This window comes from Acinetobacter sp. (genome assembly GCF_036666595.1).
GTDB lineage: Bacteria > Pseudomonadota > Gammaproteobacteria > Pseudomonadales > Moraxellaceae > Acinetobacter.
In genome coordinates this window covers 339-903 of the sequence record NZ_JAVWVO010000050.1, presented here as the reverse complement: position 1 = coordinate 903, position 565 = coordinate 339, and the positions used below count along the sequence as shown (strand labels likewise).

General features: G+C 40.7%; 2 protein-coding genes. Both read left to right on the top strand.

Annotation, left to right across the window (positions count from 1 at the left end; genetic code table 11):
• A partial coding sequence (locus RR876_RS16650) for a glycosyltransferase (protein WP_332637151.1) occupies window positions 1-264 on the top strand: 264 nt, incomplete at its 5' end.
• Window positions 265-565 (top strand): sugar transferase (locus RR876_RS16645; protein WP_332637150.1); only part of this gene is annotated, 301 nt, incomplete at its 3' end.

Sequence of the window (565 nt, the reverse complement as noted above, 5' to 3'; positions counted from 1 at the left end):
CGAACTGTATTAGAAGCAATGGCGATGGGACGTGCTGTCATTACCACAGATGCACCGGGTTGTCGTGAAACCGTGGTAGACGGTGATAATGGATTTTTAGTAGAGGTTAAATCTATTGCTGATTTAGCAGAAGCCATGCAGAAATTTATTGAACAGCCTGAGTTAGCGATACAAATGGGTAAACGTTCACGAGAGATCGCCTTAAATAAATATGATGTTCATCAAGTGAATAAACATATGATGACAGAAATGGGATTGTTATAAATGTTGAAACGACTCTTGGATATCATTATTGCATCCACAGCACTCATTCTGCTTGCACCGTTATATGCTTTTGTTGCCTATAAAGTGAAGAAAAACTTAGGTTCTCCGGTTTTATTTCGCCAAGTTCGTCCGGGTTTGTATGGTAAACCGTTTGAAATGATTAAGTTTCGCAGCATGAAGGATGCGGTCGATGCTAATGGTCAGCCACTTCCTGACAGCGAACGTTTAACAGCATTCGGTAAAATGTTACGTTCAACCAGCTTGGATGAAATGCCTGAACTTTGGAATGTGATTAAAGGGG